This is a genomic window from Pseudomonas sp. E6002, assembly GCF_013385565.1.
In the GTDB taxonomy this organism is placed as follows: Bacteria; Pseudomonadota; Gammaproteobacteria; order Pseudomonadales; family Pseudomonadaceae; genus Aquipseudomonas.
The window spans coordinates 26,973-48,040 of the sequence record NZ_JACAPT010000018.1; the positions used below are offsets into that span (position 1 = coordinate 26,973).

Below are 21,068 nucleotides of genomic sequence, written 5' to 3' on the forward strand. Positions count from 1 at the left end.
CCCCACATAAAAAAGATAATCGGAGACTCGCCGTCATGGCCTTAGATCTATTCGTCGTCCTCATCTACGCCGCCGGCATGCTGGTGCTCGGCTACTATGGCATGCGCCGCGCCAAGACCCATGAAGACTACCTGGTGGCCGGCCGCAACCTCGGCCCGACGCTGTACATGGGCACCATGGCCGCCACGGTGCTGGGCGGTGCGTCCACCGTCGGCACCGTGCGCCTGGGCTATGTACATGGTATTTCCGGTTTCTGGCTGTGCGCCGCGTTGGGCGCGGGGATCATTGCGCTGAACCTGTTCCTGGCCAAGCCGCTGCTGAAGCTGAAAATCTTCACCGTGACCCAGGTCCTGGAGAAACGCTACAACCCCATGGCCCGCCAGGCCAGTGCGGTGATCATGCTGGCCTACGCGCTGATGATCGGCGTGACCTCGATCCTGGCCATCGGCACCGTACTGCAAGTGTTGTTCGACCTGCCGTTCTGGATGTCGGTATTGGTAGGCGGTGGCGTGGTGGTGGTGTACTCGACCATTGGCGGCATGTGGTCGCTGACCCTGACCGACATCGTGCAGTTCGTGATCAAGACGGTCGGCCTGATGTTTATCCTGCTGCCAATCTGTCTGTACCGCGTCGGCGGCTGGGATGAATTGGTGGCCAAGCTGCCCGCGTCGAATTTCAGCTTCACTGAAATCGGCTGGGACACCATCATCACCTACTTCATGATCTACTTCTTCGGCATCCTGATCGGCCAGGACATCTGGCAACGGGTGTTCACCGCCCGTGACGAAAAGGTCGCCCAGTACGCAGGCACCTTCGCCGGTTTCTACTGCATCCTCTACGGCCTGGCCTGTGCGCTGATCGGCATGGCCGCCCACGTACTGATCCCGGACCTGAACAACGTCAACAATGCGTTCGCCGCCATCGTCAAAGTCTCGCTGCCCGACGGTATCCGCGGCCTGGTGATCGCCGCTGCACTGGCCGCGATGATGTCCACCGCCAGCGCCGGCTTGCTCGCCGCTTCCACCGTATTGACCGAAGACCTGCTGCCGCGCCTGCGTGGTGGCAAGCAGTCAAGCTTGAAGATCAACCGTCTGTTTACCTTGCTGACCGGTATCGCTGTGTTGGGTATCGCGCTGGTGGTGAGTGATGTGATCAGCGCACTGACCCTGGCATACAACCTGTTGGTGGGCGGCATGTTGATCCCGCTGATCGGGGCGATTTTCTGGAAGCGTGCGACAACTTCCGGGGCGATCACCTCCATGACCCTGGGTTTTGTGACCGCGCTGGTGTTCATGATCAAGGATGGTTTGGACGCCAATACGCCGATCTACTACAGCCTGGGTGTGGGCCTGGTGAGTTTTGTGCTGGTGAGTTTGCTGTCCCGTCGTCCGGAGGCTGTTGCGGCTCGGGCGATCTGAACGAATAGTTGAAAGTAGCTTTCTTCAGCGGGTGCGACGTCGGATGTCGCACCCGTTTTTTTTATTCCCACATTGCCGAAACCGCCGGCGCTCTGGCCTGGATGACTTCCTGGACCAAAGACGCCCATACCAATCCCTGCGTGGTGCCCCCGGCATAAGTTGCCCCCGCGACAATGCGGTTGTAGGCGGACCAATGCACGATTGAAAGTCCATCTGCGGTGCCGGGCCTGGCACATTCGATTTGTTGCAAGTCGCCACGTTCGATTGCGCGGCTGCAGGACTTTGGAAAGTGTCGAGAAACGGCAGCCAGGCACGCCGCCCGTATCTGCTCCTTGTACTGCGGCGTCGAATCGGGCGGCACCTGCCCGGCGGAGACAAGGATGCAGTTCCCGTCCAGGCGGCAATTCATGACGCCGATTGGCAGGTCGTACTGCAGCTTGAGTCCGCGCATGTCGACACCTTCATCATCAACGGCGCGCAGCTTGAAAAACCAGCCAATGATCGGGATGACCTCTGGCTCGTCCACCCCCATGGCCGTGACGACAAAGTGCTCTCTACTCAGATCGGCAATTTGGACCGGACTCAGGTGCCGTGGCAGGAACTCAACCCCTGAGCGCTGCAAAAGCGTCACCATCTCATCCATTAAATGGATAAATTCCAGATCGTAGCCCGACACCTCAATCGCCCGCCCGACCTCGGGAACTCCATACATTGCCTGGAATTGCAGCTGACTGATCTCTGCAAGCTCTCGCCCCGGCTTGCCACTCGGCCAAGGCCTGTTTTCAATATCCCGTTGCTCGCGGATCGCGGCCTCCGTGCCACTGGAGTCGTCCACATAGGCTCGTACAATTCGCGATCGTGCAAATCGTGCCAGCGATGGGTTGTCGGCCAGGAATTTTTCAAACAGCTCGATGCCTGCGCGATTGCACTCAATGGCCAGGTACTGATTTGCGGGAGTCAGGTAATCGTTAGGCAGCGGTTTTGCAGTCGTCTCCGTTGCTGACAGATGACGCATGTTCACCTGCTTGTGACTGGCACCATCGCGCTGCTGATTTCCTCCGTAAACCGTGACCTGATAATTTGCCAGGCGGAACATCACGGCTTGGAGCAGCCCGTTGATACCTCTGCCGATGATCGACACACGCGGCGCACCGGCATCGGCTTGCCGAGAGGGGATCGCCAATGAGTGTGCAAGCTTGCGCCGGACAAGGCCGCGCAAGGCCATCAAGCTCAGTTGCACCGAGACCGCATAGTCGAGGTCGCAATGGCAGGCTTCGGTGGTGGCCGCCTGTGTGGTCAGCGTCGCCGGCTTGTACCACGTGGAGACACTGCAGCCGAGCGCTTGTGTGCGCACCCGAAACGCATCCAGTGTCCTGGGGCCGTAGTCCAATATGAGCTGGATATCTTCGGAGACTGCCAGGGTCTGCAACGCATCGTCGCTAAAGACATCCGGCTTGGCGACACAGACAAGGCGAGCCTTTCTGTGCAGGCACTGAATGAGGGTCCGATCAATGCGATAAATGGATTCATCATTCAGGGATAAGCATAGGGCGACTGCATTGGCCCCCTCGAGCGCCTCAAGCCAGTCGTCAACCAATGAAACCCTACAATCGGAAGAGGCTTTCCCGAAACTGTCCGGCACTCGATCGCGTCGATCCAACACCTTAATCCGAACATCCGGATCTCGAGCAAGCAACAACTTAACAAGCTCTTTCCCTACATTGCCGTATCCCAGTACACAGATGTCATGGGGCAAGGAGCCATCGGCCAGCGTCAGCCAGTGCGCAATATAGGCAGCAACATGCGGCGCATTGACCCCTGGCGTGTTAATCACTCGAACATTGTTGCGCTCGCACAGATCCAATCGGATCTTATCCAGACTTGTACCTCTGCGGACCAAATAGAGTTCGCCAAATGGGTGGGATATACGCCATTGGTTGATGACGTCGGCATCAATAACCTGGTCTGCGACAACGAGCGTTGATGGGCGCAGCAGTGCAATCTGTATAAGCAGAGCCTGCTTGGTTAACGTCGGCGGGAAAAACACCACGTTGCCGGGTGCATCAGCTTTCCAGCCACGCGATGCAGGGGCGATATGCAAGATGTTTTCGGTGGTGGCAATAAGTGACGCGGCGACTGGCGGAACGGAAGAGAACATCATGGTTTTGTCTCCAACAGTTCTGACTGGCTCCTACTCCGGAGAGCGCAACTCAATGAAGTTGGGGGCTTGCAAGAACTGCAAACGCTACAAATCTTTTCGTGATGAAACTCAACCTACGCCTATCCTATTAATCAAATAAGCCCGTCGACTCTGACAAACAGGTAGTCCAATTCCGATACTTAATGGCAAAACTCGACTGACGCGCACACGTCCGGACTACCAATCGGTATGACCGTGGCATTGTTAAATTAAATATTTGAAGGATTATTCCGAAAGCAGGTGTCTTGAGAAAACCACCAAACCCCGGAAATGAAAACGTCCGGCCAAAGCCAGACGAAGAATTGAAGTACACAGCAACGGGTCATGATCAATCATGACTCCAATACATAGGCAAACCACCTGGCCGCGCCCAAACAAACATGCTTGAGCGCTTTCCAGGACTTACCTGCGACGCGGGCGACGCTGCTCGTCATCGGTGCGGATTGGCACCGGTTGCAGCGGTGGCTCGATCAAGCCGAGTGCGACGCCGAGGTCGTGCAGCCAGTTTTGCAGTTTCTCTTTCATGGTGCCCCCTTGGGGTAATGCCGAGCGGCTGGAATTCTGTGGCCGCTTCCTACAGATAGTAGTCTTAAGTCTTACGTATTGCTTGAACGAAACCACAACGAACTATTACTGAATTGATCAAAATCCTGACGGATCGTTCAAGCAATCGCTCGGGTTTCGGTTTCCGGTAGCACCTTGCCCTCCTGCTGCAGGTCAATCCACGCGTTGAGGTTAGCGCCGAGCATGCCCTTGCGCCACATCAACCAGGTGGTGGCGCTGGCAAAAGGCTCGGCCAGCGGATGAATGGACACGCTGTCCTTGCCCGGCAGGCTGTCGAGCATCGATTCCGACATCAACGCCACGCCGGAACCGGCGATTACACAGGCCAGCATGCCCTGGTAGGACTCGATCTCGATGGCCCGGCCCATGGCCACGCGATCGTGGGAAAACCAGGCTTCCAGGCGCGCCCGATAAGAACAACTGCGTCGGAAAGTGAACACCGAACGGCCGGCAACATCCTGCGGCCCACGCACCGGCGGATGATCCGCCTCGCAGATCAGCAGCAGGCGCTCTTCGCACAGCGGCACGCCGTCGAGGGTGGCCAGGGTCAACGGCCCATCCACCAATGCGGCGTCCAGGCGCCCGGTGATCAAGCCTTCCAGCAGTTCACCGCTGGGAGCTGACTGCACCTGCAGGTTCACCATCGGATACGCCTTGTGGTAACGCGCCAGCAGCTTGGGCAAATGAATCGCCGCCGTGCTGTACATGCTGCCGAGCACAAAGTCTCCAGCCGGTTGCCCGCCTTGCACCGCGCCATGGGCTTCGTCATGCAGGGCCAGCAGGCGCGCACTGTAGTCCAGCAGCACTTTGCCTGCAGGAGAAAGCTGCAAGCGCTGGCGCTCGCGCACGAACAGTTCGACGCCCAGTTGTTCTTCCATCTGTTTAAGCCGGGTCGACAGGTTGGACGGCACCCGGTGCAAGCGCTCAGCGGCACGGGTGATGGAGCCTTCCTCGGCCACGGCCTGGAAAATCCGCAATTGACTGAACTCCATCACCATTCTCCAAAACTGAACAAGTTACTCACTATTATTCATTTTTAAAGAAAGTCAATCCGCTTTAGCCTGATGGTCACTCGCTGCTCCCAGGAAAAACCACCATGTCACCGCTGATCCGCTTACTCGCCAGCTTTATCGCCCTGATGATGGCCATGGGCATAGGTCGATTCGCGCTCACCCCGCAAATGCCGCATTTGCTCAGTGAAGGGCAGATCGACCTGACCGGCGCCGGCCTGATTGCGGCGGCCAACTACCTGGGTTATTTCGTCGGTGCGGTGGATTCGATCTTTGCCCGCAGCCATCATCATGTACGCGGGCGTTTGTACGGTGGGCTGTGGCTGTGTGTGCTGCTGACCCTGGCGTCGTACTGGGCCCACGGGTTCTGGCCGCATCTGTTGTTGCGCTTTGGTACCGGTGTAGCCAGTGCCTGGGCGCTGGTGATGATTACCAGCCTGAGCCAGCCGCTGGCCATTGCGGCCGGGCGCCCACGCCTGGGTGCGCTGGTATTTGCGGGGCCGGGGCTGGGAATTCTGTTGACCGGGTTGCTGGCGCTGGGCTCCAACCTGTTGGGGCAAGACTCTGCAACCTTGTGGCTGGTGTATGGGGTAGTCGCCCTGGTCATGCTGCTGGCAATCCTGCCGTTCCTGCCCAAGCCTTCTGCTGCCGACTCGCCCGCTGCCAGCCACACCGACGTGGCCAGCAACGGCAGCATCACACACCTGTGCTGGATCTACGTGTTGTATGGCCTTGGCTACATCATCCCGGCGACATTCCTGTCACAGATGGCCAGCGCGCAATTCAAGGGCGCATGGCAAGCAGACCTGTTCTGGCCCTGCTTTGGCCTGGCTGCCGCGATTGGCGTGGTGGCGGCAAGTTTGCGCCGCAAGGACCCGGACACTACCCGTCGCTGGCTGATGACAACCCTTTGGCTGCAAGCGGCCGGCGTGTTTGCCTGCCTGCTGGGCAACGGTTGGGGGCTGGCGCTGGGGGTGTTGCTGTGCGGTGGGCCATTCCTGGCGTGCATGCAACTGGTGATGGCGCGCTTGCGTGAGGTCGCCCCCCACGGCTACCAGCGCAGCACCGGGTTGCTGACCGCCAGCTTTGCGATCGGCCAATTGAGCGGTCCGTTGCTGGCGTCGGTGAGCAGCCACCTCAGCGGCGGCCTGCAACCGGCGCTGGTGGTAGCAGGCGCCGGTTTGTTGGTGGCCGGATCGGTACTGGTCAGCCGGCAACCATCGACACAGGCGCGCGAACCTGTTCACGCCGCGCCAACACCAGGAAAAACAGCCCACCCAGGAAGCAGCCGGTAAACCAGGCGAAATTGGCCATGCCCTGCAGCACCGGGGTGAAGGTAATCGCGACGCCCACCAGCGTCGCGGGCACCAGCGCCTTGACCGCCGTCCAGTTCACGCCGCCGTCAAAGTAGTAGCGCCCGCTCGAGCTGTCATCGAACAGCGCATCCACGTCGATCTTCTGTTTTTTGATCAGGTAGAAATCCACCAGCAGAATCCCGAACAACGGCCCGATAAACGCGGCGAGGATATCGAGGGTGTAGTGGATCATCAGCGGGTTGTTGAACAGGTTCCATGGGGTGATGAAGATCGAGGCCACCGCCGCAATCATTCCACCGGCACGCCAGCTGATTTTGCTCGGTGCCACGTTGGCGAAGTCAAAGGCCGGCGAGACGAAGTTGGCCACGATGTTGATGCCGATAGTCGCGGTGACAAAGGCGAACGCCCCCAGCAACACAGCCATGTCATTGTCGATGCGCGAAACGGTGGCAATCGGGTCGTGGAGCATTTCGCCGAACACCGGCAAGGTGCCCGAGACGATCACCACGGTGACCAGGGAGAACGCCAGGAAATTTACCGGCAAGCCCCAGAAATTTCCGCGACGCACGTCTTTCATCGTGCGGCAGTAGCGGCTGAAATCACCGAAGTTCAAGGTCGGCCCGGAAAAGTACGACACCACCAACGCGGTTGCCACGATGATTTGGCCAAATGCCTGCCAGCCTGAGAGGGATTTTTCCGCCAGGGTGAAGCTGATATTGGCCCAGCCAGCCTTCCAGACGATCCAGCCTGCCAGGGCAAACATCACCGCATAGACCACAGGCCCCGCCCAGTCGATGAAACGACGGATGGACTCCATGCCCGCCCAGAACACCAGCGCCTGGAGCGTCCACAGGCTGAGGAAACCGAACCAGCCCAGGTACGACAGGCCGGCAAAGTGCGGTTCTGCGTATACCGCCATCTGTGGGAAAAAGCGCAGCACCACGATGATCAATGCACTGGACGCCAGGTAGGTCTGGATCCCGTACCAGGCCACTGCGATCAACCCACGAATCACCGCCGGGATATTCGCCCCGAATACCCCAAAGGCCAACCGGCAGATTACCGGGTACGGCACTGCCGCCTGCTGGCTCGGCTTGGCCACCAGGTTGGCGATCAATTGCACAATGCAAATCCCGGCGAGCAAGGCGATCAATACCTGCCAACTGGCCAGCCCCAGGGCGAACAGGCTGGCGGCGAATACGTAGCCGCCGACGCTGTGCACGTCGCTCATCCAGAAGGCGAAGATGTTGTACCAGTTCCATTTTTGCGGCAGCGGTCCCAGGTCCTGGTTGTACAGGCGCGGGCTGTAGCCTTTGGGCAATTGTTCGGTCATCGCAGGGCTCCTCGTAAATACCGGCCTGCCACCCGCGACGGGAGTGCGTACGGGAGGCGGCATGGTTTGTATACGAGTTGTTGAGCAGAATGCGTGCCAATGCAATAAAACTCGGCACAATCCCCCGTGGAGCTTGGCTCTTCAGGCGGCGTAGAGACGATTGAACGGTGGTGATTCGCTCAGGGATGGTGCAGGGCAATCCTGTACACAATCAATTGTGCACCCTGCGCGCACATTGATAGCCCACGGTGCAGCAAACGGCAGTCAGGAAGGTGCCCCAGGCGATGTCCATGAAGGCCAAACCGGCGGACCAGCCCTGCAGGGTTGCCCAATTGCTCAGGTCATAGGTGCCGTAGGCTACCAATCCCAGGAGTGCACCAAGCCGCGCGGCACGCTGCCAGCCGCCGCTCGCCAACGCAGGCAGGACGACAAGCACCACACAACCGAATACATAGAGGAGATAGAACGCCACGGCTGGGAACAGGCGCGGCTGCTCAAGCATCAACGGGCCGAGCAGCGCTTTGTAGGTCGGGCCCATGAGGACACCGAGCCACAGGCCGTCAAGAATCAGAAAGGCAAGCAACGTACCGAGGTAGGCGAAAAGCGTTTTTCTGGACATTGAGGCGGCCTTCTGCAGGAGCAAGCGTGCTCCTACAGAAGAGCAAACCGCGATCAGCTTAGTTCAATGCGATCCGCGTGGATCACGATGTGACCCTGCTTGTAGAGGGCGCCGATGGCCTTCTTGAAGTTGCCTTTGCTGACACCGAACAAACTGCTGATCAGTGCCGGGTCGCTTTTATCGCTGACCGGCAAGGTGCCGTTGTTGTCGCGCAACTTGGCGAGGATCTTCGAGTTCAGGCTGGAGGCCGCTTCTTCACCCACAGGCTGCAGGCTCAGGCTGATATTGCCGTCGGCGCGGATTTCCTTGATGAAGCCTTTCTCTTCCTTGCCCGGGCGCAGGAACTTGAACACTTCGTTCTTGTGGATCAGGCCCCAGTGCTTGTTGTTGATAATGGCCTTGAAGCCCATGTCGGTGGCTTCGGCCACCAGCAAGTCAACTTCCTGGCCGACCTTGTAGGTGGCCGGGGTCTTGTCCAGGTAGCGGTCAAGGCGTGCGGTGGCGGTGATGCGCTTGGTGTGTTTGTCGAGGTAGACGTGTACCACGCAATACTCACCGGCGGTCAGCTGGCGCTTTTCTTCGGAGTAAGGCAGCAGCAGATCCTTGGGCAGGCCCCAATCGAGGAATACACCGATACTGTTGACTTCAACCACTTTCAGACTGGCAAATTCACCCACCTGTACTTTTGGTTTTTCGGTGGTCGCGATAAGTTTGTCATCGCTGTCCAGATAAATGAAAACGTTGAGCCAGTCTTCATCTTCACTGGGAATATCTTTGGGGATATATCGGTTGGGCAAGAGGATTTCGCCCTCTTGATCACCATCCAGGTACAAACCAAAGTTAGTGTGTTTAACCACTTGCAAGCTGTTGTAGCGCCCGACTAAAGCCATCTCAAATACCCTCATTGCGTGGGCGGCATTCTACCCGAGTTGACGACGGCGGTCCCGCGTACCGGCGTACAGGCCTGAAAAATCATGGGTTTGCCGAGAAGCGCCCCGCTCGTCAGGTCATCGGGCTGAGTCCGGCCAGTACCCACGGCCGGATTTCCTCGAGGGATTCGAGTTAAAACAGCAAGTTAGGTGAGTATTTCACTTAATAATCCAGGCGATTCATAAACCCTGCGTATATTTCAGGGGGATATTTGCCAAGCAATTGTCAAGCATTTCATGTACGATGCATGGCCAAGTTAATTCTCTACAGGTTAGTGGCCGCCATGCGCGTAAAAGCATCCAACAGCAAAGCAAAGCCAGCTCCCGCCGTTGAAACCAGCGAATCGATCAACAGCCAAATTGCTGCATTCCTCAAGCAGGGCGGCGAAATCCAGCAGATTGCCAAAGGCGTAAGCGGCCAGACTTTCGGCCCGTCCAAGCAGATCACCCTGGGTAAAAAGTAAGACTCGCGCATTACACCTGGTCCCTATGCGCTTTGCCTTTCAAGGCGCTAGGACTAGAGCCCGCACTACCCCCTGATACACCCCTTTATTACGCCAATCGACGAACGGGCCTCATCTGCGAACCATCGCCGGTATGCTTGCACACGTCTAGATCGGGCATTTGCCTGATATTTCCCGTTACTGCTCCTCGCTTTTCATGGAGTGAAGCATGCTCAAATCCTGCATATTCCTGGCCGGTGCCCTGTTGGCCAGCCCCCTCGCCGAAGCGCAGGTTTTCCAGCGTGAATTGGGTGATTTCGACCTGAAATTGGGCACGACACCTAGCCGAAGCATGGCTCAAGGCCTGGTAAAGCCCACGGCACCCGGGAGCGACTCGTTCCATGGCGGCCTGGACCTGAGCCACGGCAGCGGCCTGTACCTCGGCCAATTCTCACCGAGCATGGGCATTTCCCCTACCAGCAACCTGGAAGTCGACTCCTACCTGGGTTTCAAACGCCCCTTCGACCAGACCCTGGGTTATGAACTGGGGATGATTCACTACAGCTATCCCAAGCTGAGCCCCCTCGACAGCCAGGAGTTCTACGGCGGCCTGACCTTGCTGGGCAATCGCTTCGGCGCCTCCTTCAGCAACGACCCGGACCGGCAGGACAGCACCCTGTTCGCCGACCTCGGCGGCACCAAGCCGTTCGGCATCGGCGTCAGCATGAAATACACCACCCACCAGCTCGGCACCCCGGTCTCGGTGGCCGATGGCAGCTCGATCCGCAGCTTCAGCGACTGGTCGGTACAATTTTCCAGGCCATGGATGGGCGTCGACCTGAACCTGATCTACAGCGACTCCAGCCTCAGCGGCGGCGATTGCTCGGCCTACTCCGGACACAACTCGCAATGCGACGGGCTGTTGACCCTGAAGGCCGAGCGGGCGTTTTATTGATGGGCTGAACTGTCGCTGCCCTGACGGGTTCAGATGCAATACTCTCGTCTGCGCAAGGACTCGCTCATGCTGCGTCGGTTAAAATTTCTGGTGATGTTGCTGACCCTCAGCCTGGTGCTTGCCGGCTGCAATCGGGTGGGCCTGGCCTATCGCAATCTGGATGTGATCATCCCCTGGACCCTCAGCGACTACCTGGAAATGAACGCCGGGCAGAAGAGCTGGTTCAACGACACACTCAAGGAACACCTGGCCTGGCATTGCACCACCCAGTTGCCGGGCTACCTGGACTGGCTCGATCGCCTGCAACAGATGGTCGACACCAACCAGGTGACTGACGCCGCCCTGCAAACCCGTACCGCCGAAGCCAAACAAGCCATTGCCGAGAGCGCCCGGGCGATCACGCCGTCCGCCGTCGAGCTACTGCAGGGGCTGGACGACCAGCAAGTACAGGATATGGAGCAAGCGTTCGCCAAGGACCTGCGCAAGCGTCAGGACGAATACCTGAAACCGCCCCTCGAGCAGCAGATCAAGGAACGCGCCGAGCGCATGAACAAACGGCTGGATGCATGGCTCGGGCCGTTAAGTGCCAGCCAGCAGAATCGCGTCACCGCCTGGTCGATCGCCTTGGGTGAGCAGAACCAACAATGGATTGGCAACCGCGCCCACTGGCAAACACTATTTATCGCAGCCGTCAAAGACCGCCACAGCAGCGATTTCCCACAGAAGATCGAGCAACTGCTGGTGAACCGCGAAAGCCTGTGGACGCCGGAATATCGCCAGGCCTACGCCCAGACCGAAGCCGCCGCCCGCAGCCTGATCGTCGACCTGATGGCGGAAAGCACCGTGCAACAACGCCAGAAGCTGACACAAAAGATCGACAAGGTGCGCAGCGACTTCAAGGCACTTAAATGCCTGAAGGCTGGCACCCCATAGTCATCAGGCAATCTGTGGTTTGGAAGCCAGTTCATCAAACGTCGCCGGATCCAGCGCATCCGCCTGCTCGTCCAGCACCTGACGCGGGTGATTATCACCGGGGATACAGCTGTCGATCAGGCTCAGCAACTGTGAGCCGCGCTGGGTCAATTTGAAGTTCTCACCATTGCCGCACTCTTCCTCTGACCGCGACTCAATAAAGCCGTGCTTGAACAACAACGCCTCGTAATCCGCCGCGAGCTTTTTAAACTCATCGAGATTACCGATGGGCTCTCCGGCGGCGGCCCTTTTAGTCGCTTCTTCCTCGGCGTATTTGCGTGGGGCGAAGCTGGCGCCACCGTTCTGTACCTCATGCAACAGTCGTTCGATCAAATCCCAATCGTAAGTCGTCATCCTGATTCCTCCTGAAGGCACACGAAATAGGCCCTTCAAAGGTGTGACATGCCGGACCCGTCGTCCGTTCAGCCTAGCGGACGGACGCGATTTCGCTGAACTTTTCAGTGCTCACGGCCCTCAACCGTTCATCACCGCCATGGAGGTCCGAATCATGAAAACCCTGCTGAATATGGCCGTCGCCGCCACGCTGCTTGCCGCCCTGCCCGCCTGGGCCTGCACGCTCGAAGAAGCCACCGCCAAACGTGAACAACTGGCCAAGGAAGTGACCAAGCTCACCCAACAGAACCCGGAGAAGGCCAAGGAGATCAACGAAGAATTGCAGAACATGAAGTTGGAAACCGCCAGCGCGGACCTGCCCGACAAGTGCCAACTGATCGACCAGCGCCTCAAGGAAATGGACGAAGCAGCGGCCAAGGCCAAAAACTGAGGCAAAAAAAACCGGACATTGTCCGGTTTTTTTATGGCTCAAGCCTTACTCGGCAGCCGGTGCTTCCGGCTTGCGGCGCTTCAGAGGCGCCATGCCGTCCTTGCTGACCAACGACAGGTTGTCGGTCTTTGGACGGTTGGCAATCTTGCGCTTGGTCGGCGACTTGGCACCGGCCTTCTTCTTGTCGCCCTTGGCGTCGACCTTTTTCTTCTTCACGCCAACGGCCTTGCCCGATGCCTTGACCTTCTTCGGCCCGCCGTAGGTGCCTTTGACTTCCTTGATGGTGCGGCGCTCGAACGACTGCTTCAAGTAGCGCTCGATGCTCGACATCAGGTTCCAGTCGCCATGGCAGATCAGCGAGATCGCCAGGCCATCGTTGCCGGCACGCCCGGTACGACCGATACGGTGTACGTATTCGTCGCCGCTGCGGGGCATATCAAAGTTGATCACCATGTCCAGGCCATCCACGTCCAGGCCGCGGGCGGCAACGTCGGTGGCGACCAGGATCTTCACGCCGCCTTGCTTGAGGCGGTCGATGGCCAGCTTGCGGTCCTTCTGGTCTTTCTCACCGTGCAGGACGAACGCCTTGTACTCCTGAGCCACCAGGCGACCGTAGATGCGGTCGGCCATGGCCCGGGTGTTGGTGAACACGATAGCCTTCTGATAGGTCTCGTTGGCCAGCAACCAGTTGAGGATCTGCTCTTTGTGCACGTTGTGGTCAGCAGTGATGATCTGCTGACGGGTGGTCGAGTTCAGGTCGCTGACGTTGTTGACCTGCAGGTGCTCAGGGTTGTTCAGGACCTTGGCGACCATGTCGCGCAGGGTCGAACCACCGGTGGTGGCCGAGAACAGCATGGTCTGCTGGCGGTTGACGCACTCTTGCACCAGGCGCTGCACGTCGTCGGCAAAGCCCATGTCGAGCATGCGGTCGGCTTCGTCGAGCACCAGGACTTCAACTTCCTTGAGGTCCAGGTTGCCGGCGTTCAGTTGTTCGATCATCCGGCCCGGGGTGCCGATCAGGATGTCCGGCACCTTGCGCAGCATGGCGGCCTGGACCTTGAAGTCTTCGCCGCCGGTGATCAGGCCGGACTTGATGAAAGTGAACTGCGAGAAGCGCTCCACTTCCTTCAAGGTCTGCTGGGCCAGTTCGCGGGTCGGCAGCAGGATCAGGGTCTTGATGCTGACACGGACTTTCGCCGGGCCGATCAGACGGTTAAGAATCGGCAGGACGAAAGCGGCGGTCTTGCCACTCCCGGTTTGAGCCGTCACCCGCAGGTCACGCCCTTCGAGCGCGAGCGGGATGGCCGCTGCTTGCACAGGCGTTGGCTCGACAAATTTAAGCTCGGCCACGGCTTTGAGCAGGCGTTCGTGCAGGGCGAATTGGGAAAACACGGGTGCTACCTCGAAGAAATACAAAAAAACAGCTGCATAGGGTAACGGTTTCGGGCGCCGAGGCCGAGTTTCTTTACGCGAACTGGGTTAATCAGGCGCTTTTTTGTCAGAGGATTTGTCCACAACCACAACTTTGACGTACTTAAATGCTCTAATCGGCCCGTCACGTCTTACAGAAGAATCGCGTTTACCCATGGATATCAAACAGCTCTGGCTCAACGTCAAAGACCTTTGGGGCACCCTCGACGAACACCCGCTGCTGCATTCCAGCCTCGCGCTGATGGTGTTGCTGGTAGTGGCATTGCTGCTCGGACGAGTGGCCCGCTACCTCATCCTGCACGCCGTCAAGCTGCTGGGCCGGCAACCCGCGCTGCACTGGCTCAATGACCTGCGGCACAACAAAGTCTTCCATCGCCTGGCACAGATGACGCCGTCACTGGTGATCCAGTTCGGCCTGTACCTGGTGCCGGACCTGAGCAAGACCGCCACCCTGTTCATCGGCAATGTCGCCCTGGCGTTCACCATTCTGTTCATGGTGCTGGCGATCAGTGCACTGCTCAACGCCCTGCTGGATATCTACGCCCGCACCGAACACGCCCGCACCCGCTCGATCAAGGGCTATGTGCAGTTGGCGAAGATGGTGCTGTTCGTGTTTGGCGCAATCATCATCGTCGCCACGTTGATCGACCGCTCGCCACTGCTGCTGCTTTCCGGTCTGGGTGCAATGTCGGCGGTGATTCTGTTGGTCTACAAGGACACCCTGCTGTCGTTCGTCGCCAGTGTGCAACTGACCAGCAACGACATGCTGCGGGTCGGCGACTGGATCGAAATGCCCCAGGTCGGCGCCGACGGTGACGTGGTCGACATCACCCTGCACACCGTCAAAGTGCAGAACTTCGACAAGACCATCGTCTCGATTCCCACCTGGCGCCTGATGTCCGAGTCGTTCAAGAACTGGCGCGGCATGCAGGCCTCCGGTGGCCGGCGGATCAAGCGCAGCCTGTATATCGACGCCAGCGGCGTGCGTTTCATCCGCGACGACGAAGAGCTGAAGCTCACCCAGGTACACCTGCTGACCGACTACATGAGCCGCAAGAAGGCCGAGCTCAAGGCCTGGAACGAAGCCCAGGGCAATGTCGCGGCGATGTCCGCCAACCGCCGACGCATGACCAATATCGGCACCTTCCGCGCGTATGCCCTGGCCTATCTGAAAAGCCATCCGGAGATCCAGCCGAACATGACCTGCATGGTGCGGCAGATGCAGACCACCGCCCAGGGCATCCCGCTGGAGATCTACTGCTTCACACGCACCACCGCATGGGCCGACTACGAGCGGATCCAGGGCGATATCTTCGACTACCTGCTGGCGGTGCTGCCGGAATTTGGTTTGAGCCTGTACCAGCAGCCGAGCGGCGGTGACTTGCGGGCGGGGATGTTGCCGGCGGTGCTGGGGGCCAGTCACCTGCCCCCGGCGGAAAAGGCAGTGATGTAACAACAAAAAACGGCACAACCCGAGTTGTGCCGTTTTTTTTGCGTTGGACCTTACTTGACCTGACGCTGCGGCGCGCCGTGAACCATGGTGTAGGCGTAATCCACGCCCATGCCGTAAGCGCCGCTGTGCTCCTGTACCAGGCCCATCACCGCGTCGTAGGTTTCCTTGTGAGCCCAGTCACGCTGGTATTCCAACAGCACTTGCTGCCAGGTGACCGGTACCGCGCCCGCCTGAATCATCCGTTGCACCGACATGTCATGCGCTTCTTTGCTGGTGCCGCCGGAGGCGTCGGTGACGATGTACACCTCGTAGCCTTCGGCCAGGGCTTCCAGGGCCGGGAAGTTCAGGCACACCTCGGTCCACAGGGCCGCCATGATCAGCTTCTTGCGCCCGGTGGCCTTCACCGCGGCCACCAGCGCCTTGTCTTCCCAGGAGTTCATCGAGGTGCGCTCGATCGGCTGCTGGTCCGGGAACACGTCCAGCAGTTCCGGCCAGATGTAGCCGCTGAAGCTCTTGGTCTCAACCGAGGTCAGGATGGTCGGCACGTTGAAGATCTTCGCCGCCTTGGCCAGCGCCACCGTGTTGTTCTTCAGGGTCTGGCGATCGATCGACTGCACGCCAAAGGCCATCTGCGGCTGGTGGTCGATCAGGATCAGGGTGGAGTTGGCTGGGTTGAGCAATTCGCGAATAGACATGGTGACTTCCTTTTAATGGTTTCGATTCGGTAAGGGGTGCGTTCAGCGCCGCTGTGAAGCTTGGCTGGCGGCTTGGAAGTAACTTTATGGGATGGATAAAATCGAGACAATTACCTAAAATAGAGAATAATTGATTCTAAAAAAGGGACAATCATGGACCGTATCGAATGCATGCGGGCGTTTGTCGTCACGGTCGGCGAGAACGGCTTCGCGGCCGCCGCGCGAGCCATGGACGTACCGCGCTCAAAAGTCAGCAAACAGATTCAGGCGCTGGAAGAAGCCATAGGCGTGCAACTGCTTCAGCGCACCACCCGCAGCCTGCATTTGACGGAGGCCGGGGCCGAGTATTTTGAAGCTGCGCGTGAAGTACTGGCCGCCCTGGACGAAGCCGAACAGCGGGCCCGGGATGGTATCGGTGAGCTACGGGGAGTGTTGCGGGTCAATGCGCCGATGTCGTTCGGACTGCATCGCCTGGGAAGACTGATTCCGCTGTTCCATGAACAGCATCCGCATATCGAGCTGCAACTGGTGCTCAGCGACCAACAGGTCGACCCGGTACGCGGTGGTTTCGACGTGACTATCCGCATCGCCAGCATGCCCGACTCAACGATGATCGCCCGCCAGTTGGCACCTGCGCCACGGATCATGGTGGCTGCGCCAGCCTACCTGGCACGCGCGGGCATACCGCAGACCCCGCAAGACCTGCGCCAGCACCAGTGCCTCAATTATGGGTATCTGCAAAGCGGCGTCAGCCTGCAATTGAGCAAGGGCCAGGAAACCCAGCGGGTCAACGTTACCGGCCCTCTGCACGCCAACAACGGCGACCTGCTGGCCCAGGCGGCAGAGGCCGGGATGGGCATCGCGCTGTTGCCGGACTTTATCGTCGAAGACGCCCTGAGCGCCGGGCGCCTGGTGCCGGTGCTCTGCGAATGGCAGGCGCCGGCAATCACCATCAATGCGGTTTATTCGTCAGCGCGACGCGTGCCGCAAAAGACCCGCGCATTCATTGATTTTTTGCTGACGCAATTGGCGCCGACGACCGCAGGCCCAGCCGGCTGATCCACACCGCCCCGAGAATCACCAACCCGCCCAGCAGCAACCTGCCTAACGGTTCATGCTGATTCCAGATCAGCAAGTTCAGCAACAACCCCACCGGCACATGCAGGTTGTTCATCACCGCCAATGTGCCACCGTTGACCAGGCAAGCGCCCTTGTTCCACCAGTACATGCCCAGTGCCGTGCTGACCAGCCCGAGGAATACCAGCACGCCCCACTGCAACGGCGCTTCCGGCAGGTAGTTGGCCTTGCCGAACATCAGGAACGCCGGCAACGCCACCGCCAACGCGCCGAGGTAGAAGTAGCCAAAGCGCCGGTAATGCGGCAGATCGCTCGGATGACGGGCCACCAGATGCTTATAAAGCACCTGCCCGGCGGCGTAGGTGAAGTTGGCCAGTTGCAGCAGCAGGAAGCCCATGAAGAAGTTCGGGGTGATCTGGTCGAAGCGAATCACCGCTGCCCCCGCCACCGCCACCAGTGCGGCCACCAGCGCCCACGGGTTGAAGCGGCGGTTCAGGGCGTCTTCGATCAAGGTCACGTGCAACGGTGTCAGGATGGTGAACAGCAACACCTCCGGCACCGTCAGTACGCGAAAGCTCAGGTACAGGCACACGTAGGTCACGCCGAACTGCAGTGCGCCGATCAACAGCATGCCGCGCATGAACGCCGGCTCCACCGAGCGCCAGCGGGTCAGCGGGATAAACACCAGCCCGGCCAACAGTACACGCACCAGCACCGCGAAATAACTGTCGACGTGACCGGCCAGGTATTCGCCGATCAAGCTGAAGGAAAACGCCTGGATCAGCGTCACAACAAGTAGATAGCCCATGCTCGCCTCATTTTGAATGGGCGCGACATTAGCGGTTTTCCGCGCGTTACGAAACTCAAGGCAAAAAAAACCCGACCTCGCTAAAAGCGTCAGTCGGGCGGGAGCACTCAGGAGCAAAAAGTGCAAAGGGAGGTTCGATACGCGTACTTGAAGGGTTGCGTGGAGCTATCTAAACAGCGGGCGATTATCTGACGATTAACATCTCACGCCACTTGGGCCAACAACGCCTTGGCCTGGTTCAAACCCTTCTCCTGGAAATCACCGCCCAGGTTCACACCCTCGGCATGAATGAACGTGACGTCATGGATGCCGATAAAGCCCATGACCTGACGCAGGTACGGTTCCTGGTGGTCGGTGCTGCCACCGGCGTGAATGCCGCCGCGGGCGGTCAGCACAAAGGCGCGCTTGTCGGTCAACAGGCCCTGGGGGCCGGTGGCGGTGTACTTGAAGGTCACACCGGCACGCAGCACATGGTCGAGCCAGGCTTTGAGGGTGCTGGGAATCGCGAAGTTGTACATCGGCGCGGCCATCACCAACACATCGGCGGCCAGCAACTCATCGGTCAGTTCGTTGGAACGGTCCAGGGAGGCCTGTTCAACCGTGCTGCGCTGCTCGGCAGGTTTCATCCAGCCGCCCAACAGATTGGCATCCAGGTGCGGAACCGGGTTGATGGCGAGGTCTCGTACGGTGATCTGATCAGCCGGATGGGCGACTTTCCATTGGCTGATGAATTGTTGGGTCAGCTGGCGGGAGATTGAGTCCTGCTGACGGGCGCTGCTTTCGATGATCAGAACACGGGCCATGATTATGTAAGCTCCATCGGTGAATGCTGTAAGGCGATGGAGTAAAGGTTAGACAGGGTCCGTTCGATTAAAAAGCGTAAAAAACTGCTATAACCCATCTAGAAATTTGTTTATAAGCGGAGTATTGCTGTACGCAAGCTCCGCTTTTGCCTTATTTCGGTGCGCATGTCAGCTGGATACGCATCTTGATGATGGCACGGCTGAAATTGGCCGTGGTGTTGGTGGTTTTCCCTGCCGCGACCGTGACCTTGCGCGTACGCGGGGCTTCCGGACCATTGGTAAAGCGTACCTTGCACTCCGCGTCATTGGGGCCGTAGTTGGTGAGTTGGATCGAACTGATATTGCTGTCGACGTCTGACGCGCTGTAATCGATCTTCACGCCCTGAATGTCTTTCGTCACATCGGTACTGAATGCAAACGCACTCAACGGCAGCAACGCCAGCAGCACACAACAGAATTTTCTCATTCGGCAGTCTCCAATAAGGACCGCCAGCTTAGGACAAGAGGAGCTCATCTTGAAAGCGCCCCGCGTTACCCTTGATCAATGGCGCACCTTGCAAGCCGTGGTCGACCATGGCGGCTTCGCCCAGGCGGCCGAAGCGCTGCACCGCTCGCAATCCTCGGTGAGCTACACCGTGGCCCGCATGCAGGATCAGCTCGGCGTGCCGCTGCTGCGCATTGACGGGCGCAAGGCCGTGCTCACCGAAGCCGGTGAAGTGCTGCTGCGCCGCTCCCGGCAACTGGTGAAAAACGCCAGCCAACTGGAAGACCTGGCCCACCATATGGAACAAGGCTGGGAAGCCGAGGTGCGGCTGGTGGTCGATGCCGCTTACCCCAACGCCCGCCTGGTGCGCGCCCTCACTGCCTTTATGCCGCAAAGCCGTGGCTGCCGGGTGCGTTTGCGCGAAGAGGTGTTGTCCGGCGTCGAAGAGCTGTTGATGGACGGCATGGCCGACCTCGCCATCAGCGGGTTCATCATTCCCGGTTACCTCGGTACGGAAATGAGCGACGTCGAATTTGTCGCCGTGGCCCACCCCGAACATCCGCTGCATCAATTGCACCGCGAACTGAGCTTCCAGGATCTGGAAAGCCACATGCAGGTGGTGATCCGCGACTCCGGCCGCCAGCAGCCACGGGACGTCGGCTGGCTCGGCGCCGAGCAGCGCTGGACCGTCGGCAGCCTGCCCACCGCCGCCACCTTCGTCAGCAGCGGCCTGGGCTTCGCCTGGCTGCCGCGACACCTGATCGAACGCGAACTCAAGGAAGGCCTGCTCAAGCTACTGCCCCTGGAACGGGGTGGCAGCCGCAACCCGACCTTCTATCTTTACTCGAACAAGGACAAACCCCTGGGCCCGGCCACGCAGATTCTCGTCGAGTTGCTGCGCACCTTCGACACTGCACCACTGGACGCGCCATTCGCCGCACCGCAGCAAGCCTGAACAAGGAGTTCACGTGGCCTATTTCGAACATGAAGGTTGCACCCTGCATTACGAGGAATATGGCCACGGCGCGCCGCTGATCCTGATCCACGGCCTGGGCTCCAGTTGCCTGGACTGGGAACTGCAAGTGCCCGTGCTGTCCCAACACTATCGCCTGGTGGTGGTGGATGTGCGCGGTCACGGCCGCTCCGACAAACCCCGTGAGCGCTACAGCATCGCCGGCTTCACCGCCGACCTGGTGGCCTTGATCGAACACCTGCAGCTACCGCCGGCCCACGTGGTCGGCCTGTCCATGGGCGGCATGATCGCCTTTCAACTGGCAGTGGATGAGCCGCAAATGCTCAAGAGCCTGTGCATCGTCAACAGTGCGCCCCAGGTCAAGGTTCGCAGCGCCAGCGACTATTGGCAGTGGGCCAAACGCTGGAGCCTGGCGCGTATTCTCAGCCTGAACACCATTGGCAAAGCCCTGGGCAGCATGCTGTTTCCCAAGCCCGAACAGGCCGAACTGCGGCGCAAGATGGCCGAACGCTGGGCAAAAAACGACAAACGTGCTTACCTCGCCAGCTTCGATGCGATTGTTGGCTGGGGCGTACAGGAACAACTTTCGAAAATCTCCTGTCCAACCCTGGTCATCAGCGCCGACCACGACTACACCCCCGTGGCGCAGAAAGAAATCTATGTAAAACTGCTGCCCGATGCGCGGCTGGTGGTGATCGAGGATTCCCGCCATGCCACGCCGCTGGACCAACCCGAACGCTTCAACAACACCCTGCTCGATTTTCTCAAGACAGTCGAAACCACAACCCAGGATCACTGACC

Annotated in this window: 22 protein-coding genes; 10 read left to right on the forward strand and 12 right to left on the reverse strand. The window is 59.2% G+C overall.

Annotated elements, in window-relative coordinates; translation table 11 throughout:
- Nucleotides 1-35: 35 nt before the first annotated feature.
- Nucleotides 36-1,418, forward strand: coding sequence for a sodium:solute symporter (locus HX815_RS15465; RefSeq protein ID WP_177028532.1), 1,383 nt, complete (start codon nucleotides 36-38; stop codon nucleotides 1,416-1,418).
- Between the two features lie 61 nt (nucleotides 1,419-1,479).
- On the opposite strand, the gene HX815_RS15470 is transcribed toward HX815_RS15465, so the two are convergent.
- The 3 genes from HX815_RS15470 to HX815_RS15475 form a co-directional block, all read right to left on the reverse strand.
- Nucleotides 1,480-3,579: an FAD-dependent oxidoreductase gene (locus HX815_RS15470; protein ID WP_177028533.1), complete on the reverse strand. Its 2,100-nt coding sequence runs from the start codon at nucleotides 3,577-3,579 to the stop codon at nucleotides 1,480-1,482.
- Between the two features lie 441 nt (nucleotides 3,580-4,020).
- On the reverse strand, nucleotides 4,021-4,143 hold the full coding sequence (locus tag HX815_RS31685; RefSeq protein ID WP_003210728.1) for a PA1414 family protein: 123 nt from the start codon (nucleotides 4,141-4,143) through the stop codon (nucleotides 4,021-4,023).
- Nucleotides 4,144-4,280: 137 nt separating this feature from the next.
- Nucleotides 4,281-5,174 carry a LysR family transcriptional regulator gene (locus HX815_RS15475; RefSeq protein ID WP_003210727.1) on the reverse strand — a complete coding sequence of 298 codons (894 nt, stop codon included), beginning with the start codon at nucleotides 5,172-5,174 and terminating at the stop codon, nucleotides 4,281-4,283.
- A gap of 104 nt (nucleotides 5,175-5,278) precedes the next feature.
- Here HX815_RS15475 and HX815_RS15480 point away from each other — a divergent pair, with 104 nt between their 5' ends.
- Nucleotides 5,279-6,487, forward strand: coding sequence for an MFS transporter (locus HX815_RS15480; RefSeq protein WP_003210726.1), 1,209 nt, complete (start codon nucleotides 5,279-5,281; stop codon nucleotides 6,485-6,487).
- Here HX815_RS15480 and HX815_RS15485 read toward each other — a convergent pair.
- The 3 genes from HX815_RS15485 to HX815_RS15495 form a co-directional block, all read right to left on the reverse strand.
- The gene (locus tag HX815_RS15485) at nucleotides 6,399-7,841 is read right to left on the reverse strand and encodes an NCS1 family nucleobase:cation symporter-1 (RefSeq protein WP_177028534.1); all 1,443 of its coding nucleotides are present in this window, start codon (nucleotides 7,839-7,841) and stop codon (nucleotides 6,399-6,401) included. The genes HX815_RS15480 and HX815_RS15485 overlap by 89 nt on opposite strands.
- A gap of 211 nt (nucleotides 7,842-8,052) precedes the next feature.
- Nucleotides 8,053-8,460: a DUF2177 family protein gene (locus HX815_RS15490; RefSeq protein WP_177028573.1), complete on the reverse strand. Its 408-nt coding sequence runs from the start codon at nucleotides 8,458-8,460 to the stop codon at nucleotides 8,053-8,055.
- A 53-nt stretch (nucleotides 8,461-8,513) separates the two neighbouring features.
- Nucleotides 8,514-9,350, reverse strand: coding sequence for a S1 RNA-binding domain-containing protein (locus tag HX815_RS15495; protein ID WP_076014775.1), 837 nt, complete (start codon nucleotides 9,348-9,350; stop codon nucleotides 8,514-8,516).
- A 323-nt stretch (nucleotides 9,351-9,673) separates the two neighbouring features.
- On the opposite strand from HX815_RS15495, the gene HX815_RS15500 reads away from it, so the two are divergent.
- The 3 genes from HX815_RS15500 (at nucleotide 9,674) to HX815_RS15510 (ending at nucleotide 11,720) form a co-directional block, all read left to right on the forward strand.
- Entirely contained in the window at nucleotides 9,674-9,853 is a 180-nt protein-coding gene (locus HX815_RS15500; protein ID WP_003210722.1) for a hypothetical protein, read from the forward strand.
- Between the two features lie 208 nt (nucleotides 9,854-10,061).
- Complete coding sequence (locus HX815_RS15505; RefSeq protein ID WP_003210721.1) at nucleotides 10,062-10,787, forward strand: TorF family putative porin; 726 nt, start codon at nucleotides 10,062-10,064, stop codon at nucleotides 10,785-10,787.
- Between the two features lie 66 nt (nucleotides 10,788-10,853).
- Nucleotides 10,854-11,720: a DUF6279 family lipoprotein gene (locus HX815_RS15510; protein WP_003210720.1), complete on the forward strand. Its 867-nt coding sequence runs from the start codon at nucleotides 10,854-10,856 to the stop codon at nucleotides 11,718-11,720.
- 3 nt (nucleotides 11,721-11,723) lie between these two features.
- On the opposite strand, the gene HX815_RS15515 is transcribed toward HX815_RS15510, so the two are convergent.
- A complete protein-coding gene (locus tag HX815_RS15515; protein ID WP_003210719.1) occupies nucleotides 11,724-12,113 on the reverse strand; it encodes a hypothetical protein in 390 nt (129 codons plus the stop codon).
- A 154-nt stretch (nucleotides 12,114-12,267) separates the two neighbouring features.
- Between HX815_RS15515 and HX815_RS15520 the strand changes: the two genes are divergently transcribed.
- The gene (locus HX815_RS15520) at nucleotides 12,268-12,543 is read left to right on the forward strand and encodes a hypothetical protein (RefSeq protein ID WP_063032478.1); all 276 of its coding nucleotides are present in this window, start codon (nucleotides 12,268-12,270) and stop codon (nucleotides 12,541-12,543) included.
- Between the two features lie 45 nt (nucleotides 12,544-12,588).
- Here the strand turns inward: HX815_RS15520 and HX815_RS15525 are convergent, their stop codons facing one another.
- Complete coding sequence (locus HX815_RS15525; protein ID WP_063034035.1) at nucleotides 12,589-13,935, reverse strand: DEAD/DEAH box helicase; 1,347 nt, start codon at nucleotides 13,933-13,935, stop codon at nucleotides 12,589-12,591.
- A gap of 193 nt (nucleotides 13,936-14,128) precedes the next feature.
- On the opposite strand from HX815_RS15525, the gene HX815_RS15530 reads away from it, so the two are divergent.
- Nucleotides 14,129-15,427 (forward strand): mechanosensitive ion channel family protein, encoded by a 1,299-nt coding sequence (locus HX815_RS15530; RefSeq protein WP_003210716.1) that lies wholly within the window; start codon nucleotides 14,129-14,131, stop codon nucleotides 15,425-15,427.
- Between the two features lie 50 nt (nucleotides 15,428-15,477).
- On the opposite strand, the gene HX815_RS15535 is transcribed toward HX815_RS15530, so the two are convergent.
- Nucleotides 15,478-16,122 carry a hydrolase gene (locus HX815_RS15535; RefSeq protein ID WP_008437999.1) on the reverse strand — a complete coding sequence of 215 codons (645 nt, stop codon included), beginning with the start codon at nucleotides 16,120-16,122 and terminating at the stop codon, nucleotides 15,478-15,480.
- 153 nt (nucleotides 16,123-16,275) lie between these two features.
- On the opposite strand from HX815_RS15535, the gene HX815_RS15540 reads away from it, so the two are divergent.
- Entirely contained in the window at nucleotides 16,276-17,181 is a 906-nt protein-coding gene (locus tag HX815_RS15540) for a LysR family transcriptional regulator (protein WP_032899700.1), read from the forward strand.
- Here the strand turns inward: HX815_RS15540 and HX815_RS15545 are convergent.
- The 3 genes from HX815_RS15545 to HX815_RS15555 all read right to left on the reverse strand — a co-directional run bounded on the left by HX815_RS15545 (nucleotide 17,126) and on the right by HX815_RS15555 (nucleotide 19,276).
- Nucleotides 17,126-18,007, reverse strand: coding sequence for a carboxylate/amino acid/amine transporter (locus HX815_RS15545; protein ID WP_087692555.1), 882 nt, complete (start codon nucleotides 18,005-18,007; stop codon nucleotides 17,126-17,128). The genes HX815_RS15540 and HX815_RS15545 overlap by 56 nt on opposite strands.
- Before the next feature lie 203 nt (nucleotides 18,008-18,210).
- Nucleotides 18,211-18,810, reverse strand: coding sequence for an FMN-dependent NADH-azoreductase (locus HX815_RS15550; protein ID WP_003210712.1), 600 nt, complete (start codon nucleotides 18,808-18,810; stop codon nucleotides 18,211-18,213).
- Between the two features lie 151 nt (nucleotides 18,811-18,961).
- Nucleotides 18,962-19,276, reverse strand: a complete 315-nt coding sequence (locus tag HX815_RS15555; RefSeq protein WP_032899698.1) for a hypothetical protein — start codon at nucleotides 19,274-19,276, stop codon at nucleotides 18,962-18,964.
- Between the two features lie 49 nt (nucleotides 19,277-19,325).
- Between HX815_RS15555 and HX815_RS15560 the strand changes: the two genes are divergently transcribed.
- Together HX815_RS15560 and HX815_RS15565 are read left to right on the forward strand one after the other, a co-directional pair.
- The gene (locus HX815_RS15560) at nucleotides 19,326-20,249 is read left to right on the forward strand and encodes a LysR family transcriptional regulator (RefSeq protein ID WP_003210710.1); all 924 of its coding nucleotides are present in this window, start codon (nucleotides 19,326-19,328) and stop codon (nucleotides 20,247-20,249) included.
- 13 nt (nucleotides 20,250-20,262) lie between these two features.
- Nucleotides 20,263-21,066, forward strand: coding sequence for an alpha/beta fold hydrolase (locus HX815_RS15565; RefSeq protein WP_177028535.1), 804 nt, complete (start codon nucleotides 20,263-20,265; stop codon nucleotides 21,064-21,066).
- Nucleotides 21,067-21,068: the final 2 nt, after the last annotated feature.

What these genes read in the sequence shown, in the direction of transcription:
- HX815_RS15540 (WP_032899700.1), top strand. Translation starts at nt 16,276, where the DNA reads ATGGACCGTATCGAATGCATGCGGGCGTTTGTCGTCACGGTCGGCGAG.
- HX815_RS15470 (WP_177028533.1), bottom strand. Translation starts at nt 3,579, where the DNA reads ATGATGTTCTCTTCCGTTCCGCCAGTCGCCGCGTCACTTATTGCCACC.
- HX815_RS15510 (WP_003210720.1), top strand. Translation starts at nt 10,854, where the DNA reads ATGCTGCGTCGGTTAAAATTTCTGGTGATGTTGCTGACCCTCAGCCTG.
- HX815_RS31685 (WP_003210728.1), bottom strand. Translation starts at nt 4,143, where the DNA reads ATGAAAGAGAAACTGCAAAACTGGCTGCACGACCTCGGCGTCGCACTC.
- HX815_RS15490 (WP_177028573.1), bottom strand. Translation starts at nt 8,460, where the DNA reads ATGTCCAGAAAAACGCTTTTCGCCTACCTCGGTACGTTGCTTGCCTTT.
- HX815_RS15480 (WP_003210726.1), top strand. Translation starts at nt 5,279, where the DNA reads ATGTCACCGCTGATCCGCTTACTCGCCAGCTTTATCGCCCTGATGATG.
- HX815_RS15495 (WP_076014775.1), bottom strand. Translation starts at nt 9,350, where the DNA reads ATGGCTTTAGTCGGGCGCTACAACAGCTTGCAAGTGGTTAAACACACT.
- HX815_RS15475 (WP_003210727.1), bottom strand. Translation starts at nt 5,174, where the DNA reads ATGGAGTTCAGTCAATTGCGGATTTTCCAGGCCGTGGCCGAGGAAGGC.
- HX815_RS15550 (WP_003210712.1), bottom strand. Translation starts at nt 18,810, where the DNA reads ATGGCCCGTGTTCTGATCATCGAAAGCAGCGCCCGTCAGCAGGACTCA.
- HX815_RS15535 (WP_008437999.1), bottom strand. Translation starts at nt 16,122, where the DNA reads ATGTCTATTCGCGAATTGCTCAACCCAGCCAACTCCACCCTGATCCTG.
- HX815_RS15505 (WP_003210721.1), top strand. Translation starts at nt 10,062, where the DNA reads ATGCTCAAATCCTGCATATTCCTGGCCGGTGCCCTGTTGGCCAGCCCC.
- HX815_RS15520 (WP_063032478.1), top strand. Translation starts at nt 12,268, where the DNA reads ATGAAAACCCTGCTGAATATGGCCGTCGCCGCCACGCTGCTTGCCGCC.
- HX815_RS15485 (WP_177028534.1), bottom strand. Translation starts at nt 7,841, where the DNA reads ATGACCGAACAATTGCCCAAAGGCTACAGCCCGCGCCTGTACAACCAG.
- HX815_RS15500 (WP_003210722.1), top strand. Translation starts at nt 9,674, where the DNA reads ATGCGCGTAAAAGCATCCAACAGCAAAGCAAAGCCAGCTCCCGCCGTT.
- HX815_RS15545 (WP_087692555.1), bottom strand. Translation starts at nt 18,007, where the DNA reads ATGGGCTATCTACTTGTTGTGACGCTGATCCAGGCGTTTTCCTTCAGC.
- HX815_RS15530 (WP_003210716.1), top strand. Translation starts at nt 14,129, where the DNA reads ATGGATATCAAACAGCTCTGGCTCAACGTCAAAGACCTTTGGGGCACC.
- HX815_RS15515 (WP_003210719.1), bottom strand. Translation starts at nt 12,113, where the DNA reads ATGACGACTTACGATTGGGATTTGATCGAACGACTGTTGCATGAGGTA.
- HX815_RS15555 (WP_032899698.1), bottom strand. Translation starts at nt 19,276, where the DNA reads ATGAGAAAATTCTGTTGTGTGCTGCTGGCGTTGCTGCCGTTGAGTGCG.
- HX815_RS15465 (WP_177028532.1), top strand. Translation starts at nt 36, where the DNA reads ATGGCCTTAGATCTATTCGTCGTCCTCATCTACGCCGCCGGCATGCTG.